We start from the raw sequence: 24,149 nt of genomic DNA, 5'->3' as shown, positions 1-24,149 counted from the left end.
CTTTTCGCGGAGAACGTTAGTGTTTACTGGAATCATCGAAGGCGTCGGCCATCTGGCCGCACGCGATCCCCTTGGCGGCGATGTCCGCTTCACCTTCCACGTTGGCAGCCTGCCGTTCGAGCACGTGCAGCTGGGCGAGAGCATTGCCATCAACGGCGTGTGCCTGACCGTCATTGCCTTTGACGGCACCTCGTTCCAGGCCGATGCCTCGACCGAGACCCTGGGCCTGACCACGCTGGGCCAGCTGGCGCCGGGTGCGGTGATCAACCTGGAACGTGCCATGCGCCCGACCGACCGCCTCGGCGGCCACCTGGTCAGCGGCCATGTCGACGGCCTGGGCCAGGTGCTGTCCATCCACGAGGATGCGCGCGCCCAGCGCTGGCGCTTTGCCGCGCCGGCCAGCCTGCTGCGCTACATCGCCAGGAAGGGCTCGATCTGCGTGGACGGGGTCAGCCTGACCGTCAACGAGGTGGACGATGCCGGCTTCGAGGTCGCGCTGATTCCGCATACCGTGGCCAACACCGCCTTTGCCGCCACCGGCGTGGGCAGTGCGGTCAATCTCGAAATCGATCTGGTCGCCCGTTACGTCGAACGGTTGGTCGCTCCCCAGGTACAGGACACCCGCGCATGAATTTCGCTCCCATCCCCGAGATCCTCGAGGACATCTGCCTGGGCCGCATGGTGGTCATCGTCGACGACGAAGACCGCGAGAACGAAGGCGACCTGATCATGGCCGCCGAGCTGGTCAAGCCGTCGGACATCAACTTCATGGTCACCCACGGCCGGGGCCTGGTGTGCCTGCCGCTGACCCGCGAGCGTGCCGCCGACCTGGGCCTGGCGCCGATGGTGCAGGCCAATACCGCCCAGTTCCAGACCAACTTCACCGTCAGCATCGAAGCCGCTGAAGGGGTCACCACCGGCATTTCGGCCTACGACCGCGCCCATACCATCCGCACTGCGGTCAAGCCCGATGCCAAGCCGGCCGACCTGCACCAGCCCGGCCACATCTTCCCGCTGATCGCCCAGCCGGGCGGCGTGCTGACCCGCGCCGGCCACACCGAAGCGGGCGTGGACCTGGCCATGCTGGCCGGGCTGGAGCCGGCCGGCGTGCTGGTGGAGATCCTCAACCCCGACGGCAGCATGGCGCGCCGCCCGGAGCTGGAAGTGTTCGCGCGCGAGCACGGCCTGAAGATCGGCTCGATCGCCGACCTGATCGCCTACCGCCTGGCCACCGAGAAGACCGTCGAGCGCGTCGATGAGCGTGAGATCGACACTGAGTTCGGCCCGTTCAAGCTGGTGACCTACCGCGACCGGATCGCCCACGACCTGCATTTCGCCCTGGTCCGCGGCACTCCGGATACCCAACCGACCCTGGTCCGGGTGCAGGTGGAGAATCCGCTGGCCGACCTGCTGCACTGGCGCCGCGATGATTTCGGCGTGGCCCCCACCGACGCCCTGCGCGCCATCGCGGCGGCCGAGCGTGGCGTGATGGTGGTGCTGTCGGCCCCGCGCGACAGCAACAGCCTGCTGGCCCGCCTGCGCCAGCAGCCGCAGCCGGTCACCCCGGGCAAGGACAAGGACGTGAGCCAGTGGCGCCGCAACGGTGCCGGCGCCCAGATCCTGTCCGACCTGGGCCTGGGCCAGCTGCGCGTGCTGGGCACCCCGCGCCGCCAGATCGGCCTGGCCGGCTACGGCCTGGAAGTCGTCGAGACCGTCACGCCCTGACCTGACCGCACCTCCCGTAGAGCCACGCCCTGCGTGGCTGCGTGGTCCCGGATGGTTCGCGCAGCCAGGCAGGGCCTGGCTCTACGGACCTCGTATCGCCCCATGCAACCAAGCAAGTCTTGGCGGTGCGGTAGAATGTCCCTCTTTATTGAATAACCTGCCGATCATGAGCCATTACGAAGGCGATCTCCGGACACCGGAACAGGCCCGTTTCGCCATTCTCGCCAGCCGCTGGAACGCACGTATCACCGACGTGCTGGTGGCCGGCGCGCGCCAGAGCCTGGCCGGCAACGGGATCGGGGAAGCGGCCATCGACGTGATCCGGGTGCCCGGCGCGTGGGAACTGCCGCTGGTCGCCGCGCGCCTGGCGGCGGCGCATGAACATGCCGCGATCATCGCCCTGGGCTGTGTGATCCGTGGCGACACCCGCCACTACGAACACGTGGCCGATGGCTGCGCCGAGGGCCTGATGCGCGTGCAGCTGGATTTCGGCGTGCCGGTGCTCAATGGCGTGCTGGCGGTCGAACGCGCCGAGGATGCCGAGGCGCGTGCCGGCGGCAGCCACGGCAACAAGGGTGAGGAAGCCGCACTGACGGCGTTGGAAATGGTCAATCTTCTGGAGCAGTTGCCGTGAACAAGTCAAACCCGGGCAAGCCCTCCGGCAAGCCGGTCCGCCGCGATGGCATCGACCCGGTGCTGCGCTCGCGCGCCCGCCGTCGTGCCCTGCAGGCGATCTACGCCTGGCAGATATCCGAAGGCAATGCACAGCAGTTGATCGCCCAGTTCGCCCATGAACAGGCCCGCGAAGTTGCCGACCTGGCCTATTTCGAGGCACTGGTGCAAGGCGTGCTCGACCATCGCAAGGACCTGGACGAGGCGCTGCTGCCGTTCGTGGACCGCGGCATCGAGGAAGTCGATGCGATCGAACGCGCCGCGCTGCGCGTGGCCGCCTACGAGCTGCGCTACCGCATGGACGTGCCGTACCGCGTGGTGATCAACGAAGCCATCGAATCGACCAAGCGCTTCGGTTCCGAACACGGCCACACCTATGTCAACGGTGTGCTGGACCGCGCGGCGGTCGAGTGGCGCAAGGTCGAAAGCGGGAACTGACCCCGGCCGGGGAACGCCCATGTCCCTTGCCGAATTCTCCCTGATCGAACGCATCCGCACGCGCACCCGCGCGCGCGCCGATGTGGTGCTCGGCATCGGCGACGATGCCGCGTTGCTGCAGCCGCGTGCCGGCGAGCAGCTGGTGGTCACTGCCGATACGCTCAACAGCGGCGTGCATTTCCCGGCGGAAACGCCGGCTTACGACATCGGCTGGAAAACCCTGGCGGTGAACCTGTCCGACCTGGCCTCGATGGGTGCACGCCCGGCCTGGTGCGTGCTGGCGCTGTCGCTGCCCGATGCCGATCCGGACTGGATCGATGCCTTTGCCGATGGCTTCTTTGCCCTGGCCGACGCCCACGACATCGTGCTGATCGGGGGCGACACCACGCGCGGCCCGCTGTCGCTGTCGGTGACGGCATTGGGGCAGGTCGCGCCCGGGGCTGCATTGCGCCGCGATGGTGCCCGCGTCGGCGACGACGTGTGGGTCAGTGGCACGCTTGGCGATGCGGCCGTGGCGCTGCGCGCCTGGCAGGGCGGCACGCTCGATGTGCGCCGCCCGGCCGATGATGCCCAGGTCGACTTCCTGCGCCAGCGCCTGGCCCGGCCCACGCCGCGCGTTGCACTCGGCTGCGCGCTGGTGGGTGTGGCCCACGCTGCGGTCGACATCTCCGACGGCCTGCTGGCCGATCTCGGCCACATCTGCGAACGCAGCGGCGTCGGCGCCCAGCTCAACGCCGAGCGCCTGCCGGTATCGGCCGCCGCACGCGCACGCATCGGTCAGGCGCACGCCCGCGAAGCCGCCCTGCGCGGCGGCGACGATTACGAACTGTGTTTCATCGCCGCGCCCACCCAGCGCACGGCGATCGAGGCGTTGGCCAAGCGCCTGGCGTTGCCACTCACCTGCATCGGTGGGATCGTGGCAGGCCAGGGCGTCACCACCGGCACCGACCTGGGTGGCCCGCGCGGCTATGAGCACTTCACCGAACTGTAGCGGGCCGTCGGCCCGCAGTGCCTACCAACGCCAATCGATTCCCAGCCGCGCGCTGCTTTCCCGGAAGCCAGCGTCGCCACGAACGTGGCTGATCCCGCTCCAGGCCGACACCCCCGAACGCCACGCCACCCGCGCGCCGGCATCGAGCCCATAGCGGTTGACCGGCGTACTGGTCCCGAGCATTTCATCGTCGAACGCCAGGCCACCGAGTGTGCCATCGCGGTACCAGTTCGCCGCCAGGTAGGGGCGCAAGCCGCTGCCGCTGCGCGGATCGCCCTGCAGGCGCAGGCCCATCCGTACCGACAGAGCGTCTTCGGCCAGGCTGCGCACCACGGTTCCGTTGGCCTCGCGGTGTTCTACGGCAGCAGCAACGGTGTGCACCAGCTGCAGCTCCGGCTGCAGGTGCAGTGCCATCGCGCCCAGCTGCCCGATGTCGAAGCGGTAGCCTGCTTCCAGGGCGGTCTGCCACAGGCTGGTGTCATAGCGCTCAGGCGCCAGGCCGTCGCCCTGTACGCGATTGTTGAATCGGCCCCGTTGCAGCGAAGCATCCAGGTGCAGCGCGTCGTTGCTCCAGTTGGCATAGACCCCGGCCGCGCCGCCTTCGACCGTGCCGCGCGCGGCATAGCCCGTGCGTTGCGAGCGCGAGGTCGCCTCCGACCGCGCGGCGGCAAGCATCACGCCCACCCGGCCCCGTTCCGCATCGAACACGCCCACGTCCGCGCCCAGCAGCAGCCGACGCCGTTCCAGCCGGAGCGCCAGCTGATCCTGCACCGCCGCCAGCCGGCTGTGGGTCGAGCCGATGTTGGCCCACACGTGCACGCCTTCACCGGTCGCGCCATCGCCGTCGCGGTCACGCCAGCTGTGGCGCAGGCCGTGGTGCAGGGCGTACTGGTTGGCCAGGTAGGCGCCGGTCTCCGGCCGCAGCACGGGTGTCGGAGGAACGGGATCACCCGGGTCCACCGGGTCGATGGGATCGATCGGCGCATCCGGATCTTCCGGGTCAACGGGATCGACCGGATCAACAGGATCAACAGGGTCGACGGGATCAACCGGATCAACCGGATCAACCGGATCGGTGGGTCCGCATTGAGGCAGGTTGGGATCCACGTCACACGGATCCGGTGCGGGTCCGCCCTCGGACCGCAGATACCAGTTGCCGTCCACGCCCTGGACCAGGAAATACTCGTACTGACCACCCACGGCACGGCCGATCAGATCGAACCGGGCATTGGACTGGCCGGCGATGCTGATCAGTTCGATGCCCCGGTCGGTTTTCGCCCCCGCGCCGCCGGCGTTGAGTACGCGCACCCCCGCCTGGCCGCTGGCATCGCCGTGGACCACCAGTGTGTCGGTGGCCGACGCGTCGTCGCCCAGGACCGTGTTGAACACCAGCATGCCACCGTTGCCGACGAAGTCGTCGACGCTGAGCGCGTTGAACGTGCTGCCGTCGCCGAGTGCCACGGTACCGTTGCCGTCGAGCTGGAGGCGCCCCACGCTGCTGTCGCCGGTCAGCATCCAGTTGCTGTCGGTACCGACGGCGGCGGAACTGACGTTGGAGAAGCGTCCGGTGATGCGGGCGTGGTTCTCCAGCGTCACGTCGATGCGTCCGCCGGCCGCGCTGGCGTCCAGCGCGATGTCGCCCTCCAGCCGCGCGTCGTTGACCGCGAAGGTCACATGGGATTGGCCGGCCTTGTCGCCGCTGGCCGAGTTGTGAACCCGCAGCAGGTGGCCATCGCCACCGGTCAACGTGGCACCGTTGACGACGCGTACGTCGTAGCGGTGGTTGGCGTCGAATACCTCGATCGCCGCGCCTCGCCGGGAGGTGATCGCCGAGCGATCCACCGTCAGGCTCGCATCGTCGCGGTTGTCGTACAGCATCACGCCGACGTTGCCGGCGTCGATCTCCGACTGATTTTCAAGGTGCACGCGTCCGGCGCCCTGGCGGATGCCGATGCCGCTCATGTGGTGTGGATCAGCTGGCCTGTCCAGCACATGGATGCTGCTCTTCACCAGCGCGACACTGGCTTCGCGGGTGCTGCCGACCATGAATATGCCCATGTTGGCGACCGAGTCCGGCGTGTCTTCGCCAACGTTGATGGTGCTGTATTGCAGGTACACCCGGGAGCTGTCCCACAGCCGCACGCCGGCGTTATTGATACGCGAGTTATCGGACAGGAGTTCGGACCCACCGCGCAGTTGGATGGCGTCATAGTCGAAAGCTCCGCGTTCCACCCGTGCATTGGCCAGACTGACCAGGCTGCCGCCATCTGCATGGATGCTGTAGGTGTCGCCGCCGTTGACGAGCAGATATGCGGCATTGGTGAGGAACCAAAGCTCTTGTTTGTCGCCATATCCGACTTCATGTGCTTCGCCGTCCAGGTCGCGCGCGGATGCGGTGGCGCCGGCCAGGCCGGTCATGGCAAGTACCACGCCGCAGACGAGCGGGCACAGTGCTGGAGTGCGGCGACGCGCGCCGACGTTCATGGTCATCGTGATGTTTGTCCTTGGGGGAGGGGGCCCAGGACACGCGCGCGGACGACACGGCAGCGCGGGATGCGCTGCCAACGGGTCACCTCATCATCGGGCAGGGGGTTCCGGGCCGACGGCAACGATCCCGGAATGCATAGATACGGTCTATGCAAACAATTGCAGGGCGGGGCAGGCGGTCAATCCGCTGGCGGCAGCACCTTGCCTGGATTGAGAATCCCATCGGGATCCAGCGCCAGCTTGATCGCCCGCATCGCCGCTAACGTCGCCGGCGTGAATGCCCGTGCCATGAAGTCGCGTTTGGCCAGGCCGATGCCATGCTCGCCCGACAGCGTACCGCCCAGTGCCAGGGTCAAATCGAAGATCTTCGGCAATGCCGCCTGCGCACGTGCGTTCTCGTCCGCATCGTCCGGGTGGTACAGGATATTGACGTGTAGATTGCCGTTGCCGGCATGCCCGAACGTGACAATGGTCAGCGCATGTTCCTGCGCAAGCGCCTGCACCCCGGCCACCAGATCGGGGATGCGCGACACCGGCACCACCACGTCTTCGTTGATCTTGCCCGGCGCGATGCTGCGCAGCGCCGGCGACAGTGCCTTGCGCGCGGCCCACAGTTTCTCGCGCGCGCTGCCCTCCATTGCCACGTCCAGTGCCAGCATGCCGTCGCCTTCGGCCGCCGTGGCCAGGGCCTGCAGCAGGTAGGGCAGGGTGTCGTGATCGCCATCGGCTTCGACCAGCAGCATCGCGCCGGCGGCGGGTACGTCGGCGCCATTGCGACGCAGCAGCTCCAGGCTGCGTGCATCCATGAATTCCAGGCGGGTGGGTACCACCGGCTGCGCCATCAGCCGCGATACTGCCGCCGCTGCCGCGTCCGCGTCGCGGTACAGCACGCGCAGCCCGGCCTGCGTCACCGGCAACGGGGTCAGCTTCAAGGTGGCTTCCACGATCAGCGCCAGGGTGCCCTCGCTGCCCACCAGCAGGTGGGTCAGGTCGTAGCCGGTGGCGTCCTTGGTATACGCGCCACCGCACTGGATCAGCTCACCGGCGCCGGTCACCGCCACCAGCCCGAGTACGTTGTCGCGGCTGGTGCCGTACTTCACCGCGCGCGGCCCACCGGCATTGCAGGCCAGGTTGCCACCGATGCTGCAGATGTCGGCGCTGGAGGGATCCGGTGCCCAGAACAGGCCGTGTTCGACCAGCGCGTGTTGCAGGTCGCCATTGAGTACGCCCGGTTCGACCACCGCGCAGCGGTTGCCGGGCTGGATGTCGAGAATGCGGTTCATGCGGGCGAACGAGAGCACGATGCTGCCGTTGACCGGCACCGCCGCTCCGGTGGTGCCGGTACCGGCGCCGCGTGCCACCACCGGCACGCCGTGCGTCCGGCAGGCGCGCACGATCTGCACCACCTGCTCGCGATCGCGCGGCAATGCCACGCCGTCGGGCAGGGCATGCCGCCAGGAGTTGTCCTGTGCATGCGCCGCCAGGGTCGCGGCATCAGTGCGCCAGCCATCGTCACCGAGCAGCGCATGCACCGTGGAGACAAATTCAGCAGGCAGTGTCGTCGTCATATCCGCTTCCGGTAACGCCGGCCGTTGGCCGGCCTGCAGGTCATCGATCAAATCCACACTCTTCCAGCCGGAAGGCATCGCGCAACCAGTCCAATCGGGGTGGATCGCCACGGGCGTCGACCACATCGAAGCGGCAGGGCTGCTGCGCCAGCGCCGGGTGCGACTGCAGGAACAGCTGCGCGGCCAGTACCAGCTTGCGCCGCTTGCGCAGGTCGACCGAGGCCGCGCCACCACCAAAGTCGGCCGTGGCGCGGTAGCGCACCTCGACGAACACGGTGGTGTCGCCATCGCGCATCACCAGATCCAGTTCACCGCCCTTGTAACGCACATTGCGGGCGATCGGGCTCAGCCCGGCGCGGCGCAGGTGCGCCAGCGCGGCGGTTTCCACCGCCGCACCCCGCTGGGCCCGCTCGGTGGGCACGGCCTCAGTTGTTGCTCACCGGCATCGGCCGGCCGCCGCTGAAGGTCGACCAGGCCGGCACGCGCAGCACGTTGCCGTTGCTGTCCAGGAACAGGGTGCCGGTGGCGCCGGCCAGGCCGCCCTCGGTGGCGATCTTGTCCAGGTAGGCGCTGATCTTCCAGGCGTCGAAACCGAAGGCGAACAGGCGGCCGGCCGCACCGCGTGCGGTCGGCAGGATCTGCCCGGCGGTGGCGGCCGAAGGCAGGCCGGCCACGCCGCGCACGTTCCAGGCTTCATTCGGGTAGACGATGCCGTCCAGCGCCATGTCTTCTTCCGGCGTGCCGGTGCCCAGGGTCAGCTGCGAGGTGCCCACGCGGGTGGCACCGCCGGCGCCGGCCAGTGCCAGCTGCGGCGCCAGCGCGCGTGCCTGCGGTGCCTTCACCGCCAGCAGCACGCCGTCCACCGCACCAGCGGCACGCACCTGCGCGCCGATGTCGCCGACCGCATCGCTCACGCCCACGGTGGCCAGCACCTGGCCGCCGCGCTGGGTGAAGCGCTCGCGGAAGGCGGCAGCGGTACGGCGGCCGTTGTCGTCATTGCTGTGGATCACCAGCACCTTGCTGCGTTCGCGGCTGCGCAGGTATTCGGCGGCGATGATGCCGTCGTCTTCCGGCGCCAGCGAGAAACCGGCGCTGCCAGCCGGCGGGCTGCTCTTGCCGCGGTTCAGCGCCAGCACCGGCACCGGCAGTTCGGTGCGGCCGAACACCGCATCCACTTCATCGCGGCCCAGCGGCCCGACGATGAAGTCCACGCCGGCAACGACCGCCTTGTCATACGCGGCCACGGCGCCGGCAGGGGTGCCGGCGGTATCGATGAACTGGATATCCGGGCGCTGCCGGCTTTCGCCGTAGTAGCCGCTGAGCAGGCCATCGCGTACCGGCTGGGCGGCGGTGGCCAGCCGGCCACTGAGCGGCAGCAGCACGGCCATCTTCACCGGTGGGCGGTAGCCATCGCTCATCGCCGGCGGGCGCTTGCTGGTATCGAACTGGGCCACGCCATCGCGATCGAACGGGCGCGGCAGCGGCAGGCCACGCGCGATCAGGGCGCGGCCGGCGAAGTTGTACAGCGGTTCGTTGGCCGGCAGCGCAGCAGCGCGTGCGCGCAGGGTGGCGTCGTCGAGCGTGCCGAGCAGGCTGGCGATGGCCTGCTGGTTCTCGGTGCGGGCCTGGCCGGTCAGCGCCGCGTGCGCGCGTGCGCGCTCGGTAGCCGCGCCGATCGCATCGCCGGTGGCCTGCAGTGCATTGGCGCGGGCCAGCTGCCAGCGCGTGCGCAGCGGCGGGGCTACCGTATCGGAGGATTCCTTCAGGAACGCCAGGGCCTGCGCTGGCTGCTTGTCGGCCAGGGCCAGCTCGGCGCTGGTCAGGTGGAAGCGCTGCAGGCTGGCGCCGCTGAGCTGGCGTGCAGTGACCTGGGCCAGCAGACTGCGTGCGCGGGCGTTGTCGCCGGCCTCGTGCCAGGCGAAGGCTGCATCGGCCAGCGCCGCGCTGCGGGCGTTGCCGCGCAGGGTGTTGGCCAGCGCTTCGAGCTGCACGGCGGCATCACGCGGCTTGCCCTGGTCGATCAGCGCCAGTGCCTGGCTCTGCGCCGGCGATTCCGGGGCGCTGGTCAGGCTGGTCGTGGCGCAGCCGGCAAGCAGCAGCAGCGACAACGACAGGGCGGAGATGCGTGCGGCGGGCTTGTTCATGATCAGGTCCATTCGAGGGTGGCTCGTACACGTTAGGATTCTACCCTTGACCTGTGAGTGCCGTTGCGATGAGTGCTGTCCCCACGCTGTATGTCGTTGCCACCCCGATCGGCAACCTGTCCGACCTGACGCCGCGGGCGCAGGAGGTGCTGCGCTCGGTGGCCGCGATCTGCGCCGAGGACACCCGCCGCAGCGGCCAGCTGCTGGCCCACTTCGGTATCCAGCAGCCGCTGGTGGCGCTGCATGACCACAACGAAGAGGCGCTGGCCCAGCGCATCGTGGCGCGGCTGCAGGCCGGCGAATCGCTGGCGCTGGTCAGCGATGCCGGCACGCCGCTGGTCAGCGACCCCGGCTACCGGCTGGTCCGCGCCGCGCGCGAAGCCGGCATCCGGGTCAGCCCGGTGCCCGGCGCCTGCGCGGCCATCGCCGCACTGAGCGTGGCCGGCCTGCCCAGCGACCGCTTCACCTTTGAAGGCTTCCTGCCGGCCAAGGGCTCGGGCCGTCGCGAGCGCCTGCAGGCGCTGGCAGGGGAAACCCGTACGCTGGTGTTCTATGAATCCTCACACCGCATCGCGGAATCGCTTGCGGACATGGTTGCCGCATTCGGCGCAACACGGCCGGCGGTGCTGGCGCGCGAACTGACCAAGCTGTTCGAGACCGTGCTCGACGGCGACCTGGCCAGCCTGCTGCACCAGGTCGAAGCCGACGACAACCAGCGCAAGGGCGAATTCGTGGTGATGGTGCAGGGCGCGGCCAACGACGAAGAGGCCCAGTTGGCCCAGGGCCGGCGCCTGTACGCCAAGCTCAGCGAGCACCTGCCGCCTTCCACCGCAGCCAAACTGGCCGCAGAGCTCACCGGCGCTCCCCGAAAAGCCCTCTACGGCAGCTGAAGGTCGGGCGCATGGCCCGTTGCTTCTCTGGAGCGGGACAGGGATATCAGCAGCTTCACCCGCGGGTCGTGTTGGCGGGCGCCCGCCATGTATTTCCAGGCCGGATAGTCCTTCGCGTAGCCGAAACGGCGGCTGACCATGGCGGCATGTTGGTACGCCTCTGCGTTCAACGTGCGCAGTTGTTCGCGGCAAGCGTTGCGCTCGGCACGTGCCGACGTGCTGTCGTCGTGTCCCCTGGTCGCGCTGAGCGCAGCGGTTGCCTGCTGCAGGGCGGTGGCGCCGGTGGATGGCAGCAGCAGATCCAGCGTCGGCGCGAAATCGCGCGTACCGGCAGAGCCGTCTGGGGCATCCGTCCCTTCCACATCCAGGACGTCGGAGGCGCCGGCAGCGGCATCGTCCTCGGTCAGCCCGAGCCAGGCACGCAGTGAGGCCGGGTGGCAGCCGATATCGCGCAGGACCTTGGCCAACTGAAGGCGGTGCGGCATGGACAGTTCGCCCAGGCGCACCCGGCGCAGAACCTCGGTCAGCCCCGCGTGCTGGATGCGAAGCTTCAGCCTGTCCGGCTGCAGCCTTGCTCCCGGGTCCACGCCGCTCAGCCAGTGGTGCAGGGTTGCGCTGGTGCGTTGGGCCAGTGCGACCCGTAGCCCGCCCAGTTCTTCGATGGTCTCGATGACGCGTTGACGCCCGGACGGGATCGGGTCGCGGGTGGGGCGCTGCGCCATCCATTGGCACAGGTAGGCATCTCCTGCCGCGATACACTCCATGAGCGCCGTCGATGAAAGCGGGGATGTTCCTGGCCTGGGGGACGGGGCATTGCTGACGGTGTCGAGGGCAGGGAGGGCGGTGCTGGCCGTGCGGGGAACGGCGTCTGTCACGGGGGCAGGGAACGACGCGGTGGCGGTGGGCGGTGCAGATCGGATCATGCGGGCGCTCCAAAGGTCGGTGCGGCAAGCCTGTACGTTCTGGCTGGCAACGACTTCCAGAATTCCTCCCTGTGGCCGGGCAGCAGCGCGCTGGTCACCTGTGGCGTGCTGTGGGATGATGCCCCTGGCAGAGTCGGCCAGGCAGTCGCGTCATTCCTTCGGGAATGCCGAGGAAAGTCCGGGCTCCGCAGGGCAAGGTGCCAGGTAACGCCTGGGCGGCGCGAGCCGACGGAAAGTGCAACAGAAAGATACCGCCTACGTTCCCTTCGGGGAGCCGGTAAGGGTGAAATGGTGCGGTAAGAGCGCACCGCGAGTCTGGCAACAGACCGGCACGGCAAACCCCACCTGGAGCAAGACCAAATAGGGTCCTCATGGCGCGGCCCGCGTCGGGACCGGGTAGGTTGCTTGAGCGTCACGGTGACGTGGCGCCTAGAAGAATGACTGTCCACGACAAAACCCGGCTTATCGGCCGGCTCTGCCGCTTTTTTCGCAGAATGCGAAAAAAGCGCCCTTTCTTCGCATTCTGCGAAGAAGCCCCCAAGGTTTGCGACGCAAACCTTGGGCCCCGGGCGCCACCAACATCCAATTCCCCGCGGCTGTCGCCGCGCCCCCTTTACTAAAGGGGGCTGTGCCTCCAGGTGCATTGTTGGGGGCTCACTGGAGCGTGGTTGCGGTTGTGCCGCTCCTTGGGGGTGCGGGATTTCAGGCTGGCTCTTCCAGGCCGTTGCGGTATTGGGCCGCTGAGATGAACTGACTGAAGGCTTCGCACCAGACCACGACGGTGGTGTAGTCGTCGATGTCCACGTTGTCGGGCACGTCCAACAGGAAGCGGTTGAAGGTCTTTACGTCGCCGATCAGGGTGGCGTCCTGCTTGATGCGCAGGAAATCGCCGCGGTTGTCGACGAACTCGCGCGACAGGTACACCTTGTAGTCCGGGCCTGGGCCCATGCGGCCGTCGAAGGCGATCCGGTCGTGGCTCACGCTTACCTTGCCGTCGGCCCAGTGCACCGCGTCGCTGCCCTTGAGGTCGCGACGGAAGCGGGCTTCATGGGTGCTGTTGGCCATCGCCTCGGCAACGCTGGCAGCGCTTGGACCATCCGGTGCGGTGAGGATCGGCAGCAGGTATACGCCGCTACCGAAGCCCGCTGCCAGGGTCAGCACGTGGGTGGCGAGGAACAGGGTGATGCGTCGATTCATCGGGACTCTCAACGGGAAGGCGCGGACTGCGCCGGTGCCAGACAAGAGCGTGCGGTGACGCGGATCGATCCGCGCGGCGCGCCGCAGCGCGCCCTTCCATTCACAGTGCAGCGGGGTTGGGCAGCGGCCCGGGCGTGCCGACCGTCAGCGTGGTTTCCCCGCTGCAGGCGCCCGAGGGGGCGAACCGGCGCTCGCAGATGAAGCCCTGGCCCTGGGCGTCCAATGCGATCACGGTACTGGCCCGGGTGCCGTACCCGGGGCTGCGGATGAAGGCGGGCGACAGCCAGCGCTCGCGTTCCAGGCCGATCCCGGTATCTGGCAGGTCGGCGTCGTCGGCGCGGGTTTCGTCGGCCAGTGCCGCCCACAGTGGCGAGAGGTCCTCGTGGCCGGCATCCACCCAGGCCTGCAGGGCCGCGTTCAATGCCAGTGTCTTGGGCCACGGCGCATCCAGCGGACCGTTGGACATGCCGTGGATGCCCGGTGCCAGCGCCTGGTGCAGCAGGGGGTGGTTGCCGAGGAACTGGCAGCTGTCGCGGTCGGCGAGCAGCAGGTTGAACGGGGCGAAGGCGGGCGCGTCGGCGGCCAGCAGGTTGACGAAGTCGGCGGCCGGGGTGGTGCCGCGCAGGTAGTCGGCCACCAGTGCGCCGCGCGACGGACCGGTCTGCCGCGCCAGCGGGTCGCGCACGTTGGTCACCACGGCCATCCGGCCATCGCGACCGACGCCAGCCCAGGTGCCCCCCGAACGCAGATCACGGCCAGCCAGCACGCCAAGGTCCGGGGCAGGCCATGCGGCCAGCCCGGCGGTCGGGCGCTCGTGGAATTCATCACGGTTGCCGGCCATCAGCAATTGCCAGCGGGGGTGGACCTTCCAGGCCAGGGCGAGCAGACACATGCCGCGCATTGTGCCGGGTTTGCGCAACACCGGGTTGCCGGCGACGTGCAGGCCGATGAATGCGCAGCGATGTTTCACGCGGCCTCCACGGGCCTGAACTTCGGCCCAATCTCAAAAGATGAGACGAAACAGCAACTTGTGGATAAGCCTTGAACAAGTCTCTAAACATTGCTGCAAGCCCTTGATGTCCAAGGCGATTTCCCCTTCGCAAAACTGTTGACAACCCAATCGGCACTGCTAAGGTGGGCAACAGAGGGAAAACCGGGTTTTTTGTGGTTTTTCGTGGTTCAATGTTTCACCGGGCGAAGGAAAAGGTGCACGCGTCGTGTTTCAAGGCGAGACGGCCATCACGGTTGACGAAAAAGGACGCATGGCGGTTCCCACCGCGCATCGCGACCTCGTCGCGCGCGTGAGCAACAACCGCCTGGTCCTGACCTACAACCCCTTCGAGTCCGGCTGCCTGTGGCTGTACGCCGAACAGGAGTGGGAGCGGGTCCGCGACGACGTCATGGCCAAACCCAACACACAGCGCGTCGTGCGCCTGCTGCAACAGAAGCTGGTCGGTTCGGCCGCGCATCTGGAGCTGGATGGCAACGGCCGCATCAGTATTCCGGCAAGCCACCGTGGCGCTGTTGGCATTGAAAAGAAGGCGGTGTTGCTCGGCATGGGCGACAAATTCGAATTGTGGAGCGAGCAGGCTCATCGCGCATTGATCCAGCAGACGTTGTCTGACGGGGATCTGGGCGATGGGTTGCTCGACCTGAAGTTGTGAGCCGGGGTGCCCGGATGCGCGGTGGCGCGCAGGCCGGTCACCTTCCGGTGTCGCAGTCGCCGGCGGGCCACCTGCCGGTCCTGTACACGCAGGTCCTGGACGGCCTGAGGGTGATCGAAAACGGAACGTATCTCGATGGCACGTTTGGTCGTGGCGGTCACGCGCGCGGCGTGCTTGAGCAACTCGGTCCTGGAGGCCGGCTGCTGGTCATGGACAAGGATCCGGAGGCAATCGCGGTAGCCGAGCGCGATTTCGCGCCGGATCCGCGCGTCTCGATCTTCCGTGGCAGCTTCGCCGACCTGCTGCACTGGAGCGAAACCGCCGACGGCCTGGATGGCGTGCTGTTCGACCTGGGCGTGTCCTCGCCGCAGCTGGACGTGGCCGAGCGCGGTTTCAGCTTCGGCAAGGACGGCCCGCTGGACATGCGCATGGACCCGGACAGCGGCGAAAGCGCGGCGCAGTGGCTCAACCACGTCGAAGAGCGTGAGCTGATGGATGTGCTGTGGACCTACGGCGAGGAGCGCCAGGGGCGCCGCATCGCCCGTGCGATCATCGCGCGCCGCGACAAGCAGCCGTTCACCCGTACCGCCGAACTGGCCGAGCTGATCGCCTCGGTGATGCCGCGCGGCAAAGACAAGATCCACCCGGCCACGCGCAGCTTCCAGGCCATCCGCATCCACATCAACCGCGAACTGGCCGACCTTGAAGCCGGCCTGGACGCGGCAATGGCGCGGCTCAAGCCCGGCGGCCGGCTGGCGGTGATCAGCTTCCATTCGCTGGAAGACCGCATCGTCAAGCAGTTCATGAACCGCCACGCCAAGGCCCCGCCGACCAACCGCCGGCTGCCCGAGCTGGCCGCGTTCGTGCCGACGCTGGACCTGGTCGGCGGTGCCATCAAGGCCGAGGACGACGAGCTGGCGGTCAACCCGCGTTCGCGCAGCGCCGTGCTGCGCGTGGCCGAAAAGCGCGGGGTGGCGTGATGAGCCGCCTGCTGCTGGTCGTGCTGCTGGCCTGCACCATCGCCTCGGCGATCGGTGTGGTGTTCATGCGCCACCGCCACCGGCAGACCTTCGTCGAACTCTCGCGCGTGGAGCGCGCCCGCGACGAACTGAATATTGAATTCGGCCGCCTGCAGCTGGAGCAGGCGACCCTGGCCGAAGCCACCCGCGTCGACCGCGTGGCGCGCGAGCGGCTGGGCATGAAGTTCCCCGAAGCGGCCGATGTCGTGGTGGTACGGCCATGAACAAGACCGGCCGCAACCGCACCCGCAACGCCTTCAACCTGCGCCAGCGCCTGAAGTGGGTGGGCCTGGCGCTGGGCCTGTGCTCGGTGTCGCTGGTCGGCCGCGCCGCGTACGTGCAGATCATCAACAGCGACTTCTACCAGCGCCAGGGCGAAGCCCGCTACCTGCGCGAGCTGCCGATCAACACCTCGCGCGGCATGATCACCGACCGCAACGGCGAGCCGGTGGCGGTGTCCACCCCGGTTGCCTCGATCTGGGTCAACCCGCAGGAGTTGATGCGCTCGCCCGACCGCATCCCGGAACTGGCCACCGCGCTGGGCATGCCGCTGGACGAGCTGACCTCCAGGCTCAGCCAGAAGGCCGACAAGGAATTCATGTACCTGCGCCGCCGGATCAATCCCGACGACGCCGAAAAGGTAGTGGCGCTGAAGATCCCCGGCGTGGCCTCGCAGCGCGAGTTCCGCCGCTTCTACCCGCAGGGTGAGGCGATGGCGCACGTGCTGGGCTTCACCAACATCGACGACCGCGGCCAGGAAGGGCTGGAACTGGCCTTCGACGAATGGCTGCGTGGCAAGGCCGGCGCCAAGCGGGTGATCCGCAACCGCAAGGGCGACACGGTTGAAAGCGACCTGCTGCGCGCCGCCGAGCCGGGCAAGGACCTGACCCTGAGCATCGACCGCCGCATCCAGTTCCTCGCCTTCAAGGAGCTGCGCAACGCGCTGATCGAGAACAAGGCCGCCGGCGGTTCGATGGTGATCATGGACGTGGCTACCGGCGAAGTGCTGGCCATGGTCAACCTGCCGACCTACAACCCCAATGCGGTGGGCGGGGCTGCACCGGATACGCGCCGCAACCGCGCCGTGACCGACCTGGTTGAGCCGGGTTCGACCATGAAGCCGCTGACCATCGCCTCGGCGCTGCAGTCCGGCGTGGTCACCAAGGACACCACGGTCGACACCAACCCGGGCTACATGGCGATCGGCCGCTACACCATCAAGGACGTGCCGCGGAACAACGGCGTGCTCACCGTCACCGGCGTGATCACCCGCAGTTCGAACATCGGTGCGGCCAAGATCGCCGCCAAGATGCCCGACCAGGTCTTCTACGACCACGTCCACAGCTTCGGCTACGGCGTGGCCCCGCACAGCGGTTTCCCCGGCGAATCGGCAGGCGTGTTCCCGCGCCCGGCGCGCTGGAGTGGTTCTTCCAAAACCACCTTGTCCTACGGCTATGGTTTGAATGTCACGCCGCTGCAGATCGCTACGGCCTATTCGGCGCTGGGCAACGGCGGCAAGCTGATCGCGCCGACCTTCGTCAAGGGCCAGCGCAACGAAGGCAGGCAGATCATCGACGAGAAGGTCGCCAAAGAGGTCGTGGCGATGATGGAAACGGTGGTTACCCAGGGCGGCGCCAAGCAGGCGGCGGTGCTGGGCTACCACGTGGCCGGCAAGACCGGTACCGCACGCAAGGCCGGTCCCGGCGGCTATGAGCGCGGCCATTACAACGCGCTGTTCGCCGGCGTGGTGCCGGCCAGCAACCCGCGCTTTGCCACGGTGATCGTGATCAACGACCCGCAGGGCGGCAAGTACTACGGCGGCCTGGTATCGGCGCCGGTATTCCACAACGTCATGGAAGGCGCGCTGCGCCTGATGGATGTGCCGCCGGACGATATCGATTCCTGGCTGGCTGCCCAGCAGTCCGGAAAGATGGGGCATGCCGCTTCCTCGCTGCCGACCCCGCCGCCGGCGGAGACGGTTGCCGCGCCCGATGCCGCCGCTGAATTCGATGCCGCGCTGCCCAGCGCGCACGCCACGTTGCCGCCCGCGCAGGGAGGCACGCAATGAGCCAGATGATGTTGCTTTCGCAGTTGCTTCCCGATGTGGTGCTGAGCCACGACCCGTCCATCACCGGCCTGGTGCTGGACAGCCGCGCCGTGCGCCCCGGCAATGCCTTCGTGGCCATTGCCGGCTTCGGCGCGCATGGCCTTGGTTTCGTCGACCAGGCCCGCGCCGCCGGCGCGGCCGCGATCCTGTTCGAGCCGCCGGCACCGGTGGAACTGCCGGCACCGGCCGATGCCATTGCCGTGCCGGGCCTGCGCACGCGCATGGGCAACATGGCCGACCAGTTCCACGGGCATCCGTCGCGCGCGATGACCATGGTCGGGGTGACCGGCACCAACGGCAAAACCTCCACCGTGCAGCTGCTGGCCCAGGCCTGGCACCTGCTGGGCACCGTCAGCGGAAGCATCGGCACGCTGGGCGTGGGCCTGTACGGCGATGTCGTGCCGACCGGCTTCACCACCCCGCTGGTGCTGCAGATGCATGAGGTGCTGGCGCAGCTGCGCGACCAGGGCGCCAACGCGATCGCGATGGAAGTCAGCTCGCATGCGCTCGACCAGGGCCGCGTGGATGCCGTGCACTACGACGTGGCGGTGTTCACCAACCTCACCCGCGACCATCTGGATTACCACGGCGACATGGCCCGCTACGGCGCGGCCAAGGCCAGGCTGTTCCACCGCGCCGGCCTCAAGGCGGCCGTGGTCAACCTGGACGACAGCTTCGGCAGCGAGCTGCTGCGTACCGTCGATGCCGGCATCGCCCGGATCGGAGTCAGCTCGCGCGGTGCGCAGCAGGCCACGCTGCGCGCCGATTCGCTCAAACTCGATGGCCGTGGCATCGCCTTCGACCTGGTGGTCGGCGGTGCGCGGCACCCGGTGCAGTCGCCGCTGCTGGGCCGCTTCAACGTGGACAATCTGCTGGCCGTGGCCGGCGTGCTGCATGCGCTGGGCCATGCCCCGGGCGCCATTGCCGCGCTGATCGCGCAGCTGCAGCCCATTGCCGGGCGCATGAACCGCCTCGGCGGGGAGCGCGGCCTGCCGACCGTGGTGGTCGATTACGCCCACACCCCCGATGCGCTGGAACAGGCGCTGCAGAGCCTGCAGGGCCACCTGCAGGGCAGGTTGTTCTGTGTGTTCGGCTGCGGCGGTGAGCGTGATGCCGGCAAGCGCCCGCAGATGGCCGCCATCGCCGAGCGCCTGGCCGACCAGGTGATCGTCACCGACGACAACCCGCGTGGCGAAGACGGCGACGCGATCGTGGCCGACATCCTGGCCGGTTTCACCGCACCTGATGCCGTCACCGTGCAGCGCAACCGGGCGCGCGCGATCGGGCTGGCCGTGAAGCTGGCCGGCGCGGGCGACATCGTGCTGCTGGCCGGCAAGGGCCACGAACCCTACCAGGAAGTGCGTGGGGTCAAGCACGACTTCGACGACACCCTGGTGGCTGCGGCCGCGCTCAGCGCCAAGGAGGGCATCCTGTGAAGCGCACGCCGCTCTCCCTGATCGCCCACTGGGCCGGTGGTGAAATCCATGGCGAAGACACCGCCATCGACACCATCAGCAACGACACCCGCACCCTGGCGCCCGGCAGCCTGTACGTGGCGCTGCGCGGTGAACGCTTCGACGGCCATGACTTCGCCGCTGACGCGGTGGCCCGTGGCGCCAGCGCGATGCTGGTAGAACGCCTGCTCGAGGTGGCCGTTCCGCAGATCGTGGTGGGCGACAGCGAACATGCACTCGGCCGCATTGCCGCCGGCATGCAGCGCGACCGCGCCGCGCAGGTCTTCGCCATCACCGGCAGCAACGGCAAGACCAGCGTCAAGAGCCTGCTGCTGGCGATCCTGGAGCAGGTCGCGCGCGAACAGCATTCTGTCGTGTACGCCAACCCGGGCAACCGCAACAACGAGATCGGCCTGCCGTTGGCGGTGATCGATGCGCCGGAGGATGCCGACTTCGCCATCTACGAGATGGGTGCCGGCAAGCCGGGCGACATCGCCTACCTCACCGATATCGCGCGCCCGCGGTACGCGCTGGTCAACAACATCGCCCCGGCACACCTGGAGCGGATGGGCAGCCTGCAGGGCGTGGCCAGCACCAAGGGCGCCATCTATGCGGCGCTGCCAGCCGATGGCGTGGCGGTGATCAACGCCGACGATGCCTTCGGCATCTGGTTCGAACAGCATATCGTCGGCCAGCCGCCGCGCAGCCGCCTGCTGCGCTACGCCCTGGACCACAGCGCCGACGTGACCGCGCAGGGCATCCGCGCGACCGCCGACGGCAGCCAGTTCCTGCTGGTCAGTCCGGTCGGCAACGTGGAGATCGCACTCGCCCTGCCGGGCCGGCACAACATCAGCAATGCCCTGGCCGCCGCCTCGCTGGCGCTGGCGGCGGACATCGGCCTGGCATCGATCGCCGCCGGCCTGGCCCGCGCCGAACCGGTGCCCGGCCGCCAGATCGCCCACCGGCTGCCCAACGGCGCGGTGTTGATCGATGACAGCTACAACGCCAACCCCGGCTCGCTGGCGGCCGCCATCGACGCGCTGGCCGCGTCGAAGGACGAGGCCTGGCTGGTGCTGGGCGACATGCGCGAGCTCGGCCCGGACGGCGAGGCGCTGCACGCGCAGGCCGGCCGCCGCGCACGCGAGGCCGGGCTGAAGCGGCTGTACGCGCTGGGCACGTTGAGCGCGGCGGCATCGCACGCGTTCGGCGATGGCGGCCGTCACTTCCAGAGCCACGACGCGCTGGCTGCCGCGCTGGCCGACGAACTGCATGCTGGCGTGCGCTGCCTGGTCAAGGGCTCGCGCGGCAGCGCCATGGACAAGATTGTAAAAGCGCTGCTGGCGCGAGGAGAGGAAACCCCCCATGTTGCTTGAACTGGCCCGATGGTTGCAGCAGTTGGAGAGCCTGTTCGGGCTGTTCGGCTATCTGACTCTGCGCGGCATCCTGGCCGCGCTTACCGCGCTGTTCCTGTCGTTGTGGCTGGGCCCGGCGATGATCCGCAAGCTGGCCCAGTTCAAGGGCGGCCAGCCGATCCGCAAGGATGGTCCGCAGACCCACTTCTCCAAGGCCGGTACGCCGACCATGGGCGGCTCGCTGATCCTGCTCACCATCACCCTGTCGGTGCTGCTGTGGGCCGACCTGCGCAACCGCTACGTGTGGGTGGTGCTGGCGGTGATGCTGTGCTTCGGTGCGATCGGCTGGTACGACGACTGGATCAAGATCGTCCGCCGCGACCCGAACGGCCTGAAGTCGCGCTGGAAGTACCTGCTGCAGTCGATCTTCGGCCTGGCGGCGGGTCTGTTCCTGTTCTACACCGCCGATGTGCCGGCGGCGCTGACCTTCTACATCCCGATGTTCAAGTCCGTGGCCCTGCCGCTGGCCGGGATCAGCTTCGTGGCCATCGCCTACTTCTGGATCGTCGGCTTCTCCAACGCGGTCAACCTGACCGACGGCCTGGACGGGCTGGCGATCATGCCGACCGTGCTGGTGGCTTGCGCGCTGGGCGTATTCGCCTACGCCTCGGGCAACGTGGTGTTCTCCAACTACCTGCAGATCCCGCAGATTCCGGGTGCGGGCGAGCTGGTGATCATCTGTGCGGCCATCGCCGGCGCCGGCCTGGGCTTCCTGTGGTTCAACACCTACCCGGCCATGGTGTTCATGGGCGATATCGGCGCGCTGGCGCTGGGCGCGGTGCTGGGCACGATTGCGGTGATCACCCGCCAGGAACTGGTGCTGGTGATCATGGGCGGGGTGTTCGTGATTGAAACGCTGTCGGTGATGATCCAGGTCGCCTCGTTCAAGCTGACCGGCAAGCGCGTGTTCCGCATGGCGCCGATCCACCACCACTTCGAACTGAAGGGCTGGCCGGAGCCGCGCGTGATCGTGCGCTTCTGGATCATTTCGGTGGTGCTGGTGCTGATCGGCCTGGCCACGTTGAAGGTCCGCTGATGAACGACCTGTCGCGCCAGGCAACCCGCCTTGAAGCCATCGGAGGCCACTTCGACAAGTGGCTGCTGGGCGCGATCATCGCGCTCACCGGGCTGGGCGTGGTGATGGTCGCGTCGAGTTCGATCGCGCTGATGAGCAGCCCGTTCTACTACCTCAACCGCCACCTGGTGTTCCTGGCGGTGGGTATCGCGTTGGCAGCCATCGCCATGCGCACCGAGCTCAAGAGCATCGAGCAGTACAACCAGATGCTGCTGCTGGGCTGCTTCGCGCTGCTGGTGGTCGTGTTCATTCCCGGCCTGGGCAGCAGCGTCAACGGCGCCCGGCGCTGGATCAACCTGGGCTTCTCCAAGTTCCAGACCGTCGAAGCGGTGAAGGTGCTCTACATCGTGTGGCTGTCCAGCTACCTGGTGCGCTTCCGTGATGAGGTCAATGCGACCTGGCCGGCCATGCTCAAGCCGCTGGGCGTGGCCGGTGCGCTGGTGGTGCTGTTGTTGCTGCAGCCCGACTTCGGTTCCTCGACCCTGCTGCTGGCGATCACCGCCGGCATGCTGGTGCTGGGCGGGGTGAACCTGCCGCGCATGTCGATGCCGATCGTGTTCGGGCTGGTGGCGATGAGCGCGCTGGCGATCATCGAACCGTACCGCATGCGCCGCATCACCTCGTTCTGGGATCCGTGGGCCGACCAGCAGGGCGATGGCTACCAGCTGTCCAACGCGTTGATGGCGGTGGGCCGTGGCGAGTGGACCGGCGTGGGCCTGGGCAACTCGGTGCAGAAGCTGTACTACCTGCCCGAAGCGCATACCGATTTCATCTTCTCGGTCACCGCCGAAGAGCTGGGCTTCATCGGCACCTGCCTGATCGTGGCGCTGTATGCGCTGCTGGCGGGCCGCGCGTTCTGGATCGGCATGCGCTGCGTGGAAATGAAGCGCCACTTCTCCGGCTACATCGCCTTCGGCATCGGCCTGTGGGTGAGCATGCAGAGCTTCGTCTCGATCGGGGTGAACCTGGGCATCCTGCCGACCAAGGGCTTGACCCTGCCGCTGATCTCGTCGGGCGGCTCGAGCGTGCTGATGACCTGCGTGGCGATGGGCCTGCTGCTGCGCGTGTCCTATGAGCTGGACCGTGCCGAGCGCCGCCAGGCGGTGCGCATGGGCGCCGCCGAGCTGGACGATGCCGCGCCGGTCGATGCCCCCGCCAGTGCCAGTGCCGTGGCCGCCGCGATGCAGGACAGCGCCCCGCGCCCGTCCGTGCAGCGCGACAGTGCGCCGCGGGGTACCAGTCGCATGCAGCAACGCATCGAGCCGACGTTGGGGAGGATGGGATGAGCGCCCAGAATGCTCCGCGTCCGGTAATGATCATGGCTGGCGGTACCGGTGGCCACATCTTCCCTGGCCTGGCCGTGGCCAAGGTACTGCGTGAGCGCGGCATTCCGGTGACCTGGCTGGGCAGTGTCGGCGGCATGGAAACCCGCCTGGTGCCCCAGCACGACATCCACATCGACACGCTGGCCATCAGCGGCCTGCGTGGCAAGGGCACGCTGGCGCTGCTGACCGCGCCCGGCCGCCTGCTGCGCGCGGTGCGTTCGGCCGGCTTCCTGATCCGCGACCGCCAGCCGCGTGCGGTGATCGCCTTCGGCGGCTTCGCCTCCGGTCCGGGTGGGCTGGCCGCACGTCTGCATGGGCTGCCGTTGCTGGTGCACGAACAGAACCGCGCACCGGGCCTGACCAACCGCGTGCTGTCGCGCTTCGCGCGCCGCGTGCTGACCGGCTTCCCGGGCAGCTTCGCCCAGCGCGAAGAAGCGGTGGGCAACCCGGTGCGTGCCGAGATTGCCGCGATTGCCGTACCGGAACAGCGCCTGGCCGGCCGCGCAGGCCCGCTGCGGGTGCTGGTGCTCGGCGGCAGCCAGGGCGCACGCGCGCTCAACAACGCCGTGCCGCAGGCGCTGGCCGCACTTGCCGGCAGCGTTGTCGTCGAGGTGCGCCACCAGAGCGGCGAAAAGCTGCACGCCGAAGCACTGCAGGCCTATCAGGACGCCGGTGTCAGCGCGCGCGTGGAGCCGTTCATTGCCGACATGGCAGAAGCCTTCGGCTGGGCCGATCTGGTGGTGTGCCGCTCCGGTGCCTCCACCCTGGCCGAGCTGTGCGCGGTCGGCGTGGGCAGCGTGCTGGTGCCGTTCGCTGCGGCCGTCGACGATCACCAGACCCGCAATGCGGAATACCTGGTCGAGCGCGGCGCGGCCGTGTTGCTGAAGCAGGATGAAACGCTGGCCGCCCGCCTGCAGGACGTGCTGCGCGATCTGTCCGAAAATTCCGCCCGCCGCATGCAGATGGCAACCGCCGCGCGTGCCCTGGCCAAGGTCGATGCCGCCGAGCGCATTGCCGACATCATTCTCGAGGAATCCAAATGAACACCGTTACGCGAG

22 protein-coding genes and 1 other RNA gene are annotated in these 24,149 nt (G+C 68.3%); 16 read left to right on the top strand and 7 right to left on the bottom strand.

What is annotated here, in order from left to right; genetic code table 11:
• Window positions 1-19 precede the first annotated feature (19 nt).
• The 5 genes from WIX41_RS06195 to thiL all read left to right on the top strand — a co-directional run bounded on the left by WIX41_RS06195 (window position 20) and on the right by thiL (window position 3,826).
• Window positions 20-631, top strand: coding sequence for a riboflavin synthase (locus WIX41_RS06195; RefSeq protein ID WP_339446227.1), 612 nt, complete (start codon window positions 20-22; stop codon window positions 629-631).
• Complete coding sequence (gene ribB / locus WIX41_RS06190) at window positions 628-1,725, top strand: 3,4-dihydroxy-2-butanone-4-phosphate synthase (RefSeq protein ID WP_339446226.1); 1,098 nt, start codon at window positions 628-630, stop codon at window positions 1,723-1,725. Before WIX41_RS06195 ends, ribB begins: the two co-directional genes overlap by 4 nt.
• Window positions 1,726-1,891: 166 nt before the next feature.
• Complete coding sequence (ribH, locus tag WIX41_RS06185) at window positions 1,892-2,359, top strand: 6,7-dimethyl-8-ribityllumazine synthase (RefSeq protein WP_339446225.1); 468 nt, start codon at window positions 1,892-1,894, stop codon at window positions 2,357-2,359.
• Window positions 2,356-2,835, top strand: a complete 480-nt coding sequence (gene nusB, locus WIX41_RS06180; RefSeq protein WP_339446224.1) for a transcription antitermination factor NusB — start codon at window positions 2,356-2,358, stop codon at window positions 2,833-2,835. Before ribH ends, nusB begins: the two co-directional genes overlap by 4 nt.
• A 19-nt stretch (window positions 2,836-2,854) precedes the next feature.
• A complete protein-coding gene (gene thiL / locus WIX41_RS06175) occupies window positions 2,855-3,826 on the top strand; it encodes a thiamine-phosphate kinase (RefSeq protein ID WP_339446223.1) in 972 nt (323 codons plus the stop codon).
• 21 nt (window positions 3,827-3,847) lie between these two features.
• Here thiL and WIX41_RS06170 read toward each other — a convergent pair whose 3' ends face one another.
• The 4 genes from WIX41_RS06170 to WIX41_RS06155 all read right to left on the bottom strand — a co-directional run bounded on the left by WIX41_RS06170 (window position 3,848) and on the right by WIX41_RS06155 (window position 10,025).
• Window positions 3,848-6,316: an autotransporter outer membrane beta-barrel domain-containing protein gene (locus tag WIX41_RS06170; RefSeq protein ID WP_339446222.1), complete on the bottom strand. Its 2,469-nt coding sequence runs from the start codon at window positions 6,314-6,316 to the stop codon at window positions 3,848-3,850.
• A 176-nt stretch (window positions 6,317-6,492) separates the two neighbouring features.
• Window positions 6,493-7,881, bottom strand: coding sequence for an FAD-binding oxidoreductase (locus tag WIX41_RS06165; protein WP_339446221.1), 1,389 nt, complete (start codon window positions 7,879-7,881; stop codon window positions 6,493-6,495).
• 40 nt (window positions 7,882-7,921) lie between these two features.
• Complete coding sequence (locus WIX41_RS06160; protein ID WP_339446220.1) at window positions 7,922-8,302, bottom strand: YraN family protein; 381 nt, start codon at window positions 8,300-8,302, stop codon at window positions 7,922-7,924.
• Window positions 8,303-8,306: 4 nt separating this feature from the next.
• Window positions 8,307-10,025: a penicillin-binding protein activator gene (locus WIX41_RS06155; protein ID WP_339446219.1), complete on the bottom strand. Its 1,719-nt coding sequence runs from the start codon at window positions 10,023-10,025 to the stop codon at window positions 8,307-8,309.
• 68 nt (window positions 10,026-10,093) lie between these two features.
• On the opposite strand from WIX41_RS06155, the gene rsmI reads away from it, so the two are divergent.
• A complete protein-coding gene (rsmI, locus tag WIX41_RS06150; protein WP_339446218.1) occupies window positions 10,094-10,915 on the top strand; it encodes a 16S rRNA (cytidine(1402)-2'-O)-methyltransferase in 822 nt (273 codons plus the stop codon).
• On the opposite strand, the gene WIX41_RS06145 is transcribed toward rsmI, so the two are convergent.
• The gene (locus tag WIX41_RS06145; RefSeq protein ID WP_339446217.1) at window positions 10,903-11,637 is read right to left on the bottom strand and encodes a hypothetical protein; all 735 of its coding nucleotides are present in this window, start codon (window positions 11,635-11,637) and stop codon (window positions 10,903-10,905) included. The genes rsmI and WIX41_RS06145 overlap by 13 nt on opposite strands.
• Before the next feature lie 330 nt (window positions 11,638-11,967).
• Between WIX41_RS06145 and rnpB the strand changes: the two genes are divergently transcribed.
• An RNA gene (gene rnpB, locus WIX41_RS06140) (RNase P RNA component class A) lies at window positions 11,968-12,319 on the top strand.
• 221 nt (window positions 12,320-12,540) lie between these two features.
• Here rnpB and WIX41_RS06135 read toward each other — a convergent pair.
• Together WIX41_RS06135 and WIX41_RS06130 are read right to left on the bottom strand one after the other, a co-directional pair.
• Entirely contained in the window at window positions 12,541-13,035 is a 495-nt protein-coding gene (locus WIX41_RS06135) for a DM13 domain-containing protein (RefSeq protein ID WP_339446216.1), read from the bottom strand.
• A gap of 100 nt (window positions 13,036-13,135) precedes the next feature.
• The gene (locus WIX41_RS06130) at window positions 13,136-13,927 is read right to left on the bottom strand and encodes an NRDE family protein (protein ID WP_409187460.1); all 792 of its coding nucleotides are present in this window, start codon (window positions 13,925-13,927) and stop codon (window positions 13,136-13,138) included.
• A gap of 325 nt (window positions 13,928-14,252) precedes the next feature.
• Between WIX41_RS06130 and mraZ the strand changes: the two genes are divergently transcribed.
• Genes mraZ through murG form a run of 9 tightly spaced genes read left to right on the top strand, consistent with a single transcriptional unit; the run spans window position 14,253 to window position 24,134 of the window.
• The gene (gene mraZ, locus WIX41_RS06125; RefSeq protein WP_339446214.1) at window positions 14,253-14,699 is read left to right on the top strand and encodes a division/cell wall cluster transcriptional repressor MraZ; all 447 of its coding nucleotides are present in this window, start codon (window positions 14,253-14,255) and stop codon (window positions 14,697-14,699) included.
• Window positions 14,700-14,713: 14 nt separating this feature from the next.
• A complete protein-coding gene (gene rsmH / locus WIX41_RS06120) occupies window positions 14,714-15,679 on the top strand; it encodes a 16S rRNA (cytosine(1402)-N(4))-methyltransferase RsmH (RefSeq protein ID WP_339449427.1) in 966 nt (321 codons plus the stop codon).
• Window positions 15,679-15,942, top strand: coding sequence for a cell division protein FtsL (gene ftsL / locus WIX41_RS06115; RefSeq protein ID WP_068849221.1), 264 nt, complete (start codon window positions 15,679-15,681; stop codon window positions 15,940-15,942). The genes rsmH and ftsL overlap by 1 nt, the downstream gene beginning before the upstream one ends.
• On the top strand, window positions 15,939-17,786 hold the full coding sequence (locus WIX41_RS06110; RefSeq protein ID WP_339446213.1) for a peptidoglycan D,D-transpeptidase FtsI family protein: 1,848 nt from the start codon (window positions 15,939-15,941) through the stop codon (window positions 17,784-17,786). The genes ftsL and WIX41_RS06110 overlap by 4 nt, the downstream gene beginning before the upstream one ends.
• A complete protein-coding gene (locus WIX41_RS06105) occupies window positions 17,783-19,261 on the top strand; it encodes a UDP-N-acetylmuramoyl-L-alanyl-D-glutamate--2,6-diaminopimelate ligase (RefSeq protein WP_339446212.1) in 1,479 nt (492 codons plus the stop codon). Before WIX41_RS06110 ends, WIX41_RS06105 begins: the two co-directional genes overlap by 4 nt.
• Complete coding sequence (locus tag WIX41_RS06100) at window positions 19,258-20,652, top strand: UDP-N-acetylmuramoyl-tripeptide--D-alanyl-D-alanine ligase (protein WP_339446211.1); 1,395 nt, start codon at window positions 19,258-19,260, stop codon at window positions 20,650-20,652. Before WIX41_RS06105 ends, WIX41_RS06100 begins: the two co-directional genes overlap by 4 nt.
• Entirely contained in the window at window positions 20,642-21,727 is a 1,086-nt protein-coding gene (gene mraY, locus WIX41_RS06095) for a phospho-N-acetylmuramoyl-pentapeptide-transferase (RefSeq protein ID WP_214905340.1), read from the top strand. Before WIX41_RS06100 ends, mraY begins: the two co-directional genes overlap by 11 nt.
• Entirely contained in the window at window positions 21,727-23,052 is a 1,326-nt protein-coding gene (gene ftsW, locus WIX41_RS06090; RefSeq protein WP_339446210.1) for a putative lipid II flippase FtsW, read from the top strand. Before mraY ends, ftsW begins: the two co-directional genes overlap by 1 nt.
• The gene (murG, locus tag WIX41_RS06085) at window positions 23,049-24,134 is read left to right on the top strand and encodes an undecaprenyldiphospho-muramoylpentapeptide beta-N-acetylglucosaminyltransferase (RefSeq protein ID WP_339446209.1); all 1,086 of its coding nucleotides are present in this window, start codon (window positions 23,049-23,051) and stop codon (window positions 24,132-24,134) included. The genes ftsW and murG overlap by 4 nt, the downstream gene beginning before the upstream one ends.
• Window positions 24,135-24,149: the final 15 nt, after the last annotated feature.

The organism is Stenotrophomonas sp. AB1(2024) (assembly GCF_037482345.1).
Lineage (GTDB): Bacteria > Pseudomonadota > Gammaproteobacteria > Xanthomonadales > Xanthomonadaceae > Stenotrophomonas.
The sequence above is the reverse complement of the archived record's forward strand: the minus strand, read 5'-3'. Positions and strand labels throughout refer to the sequence as shown.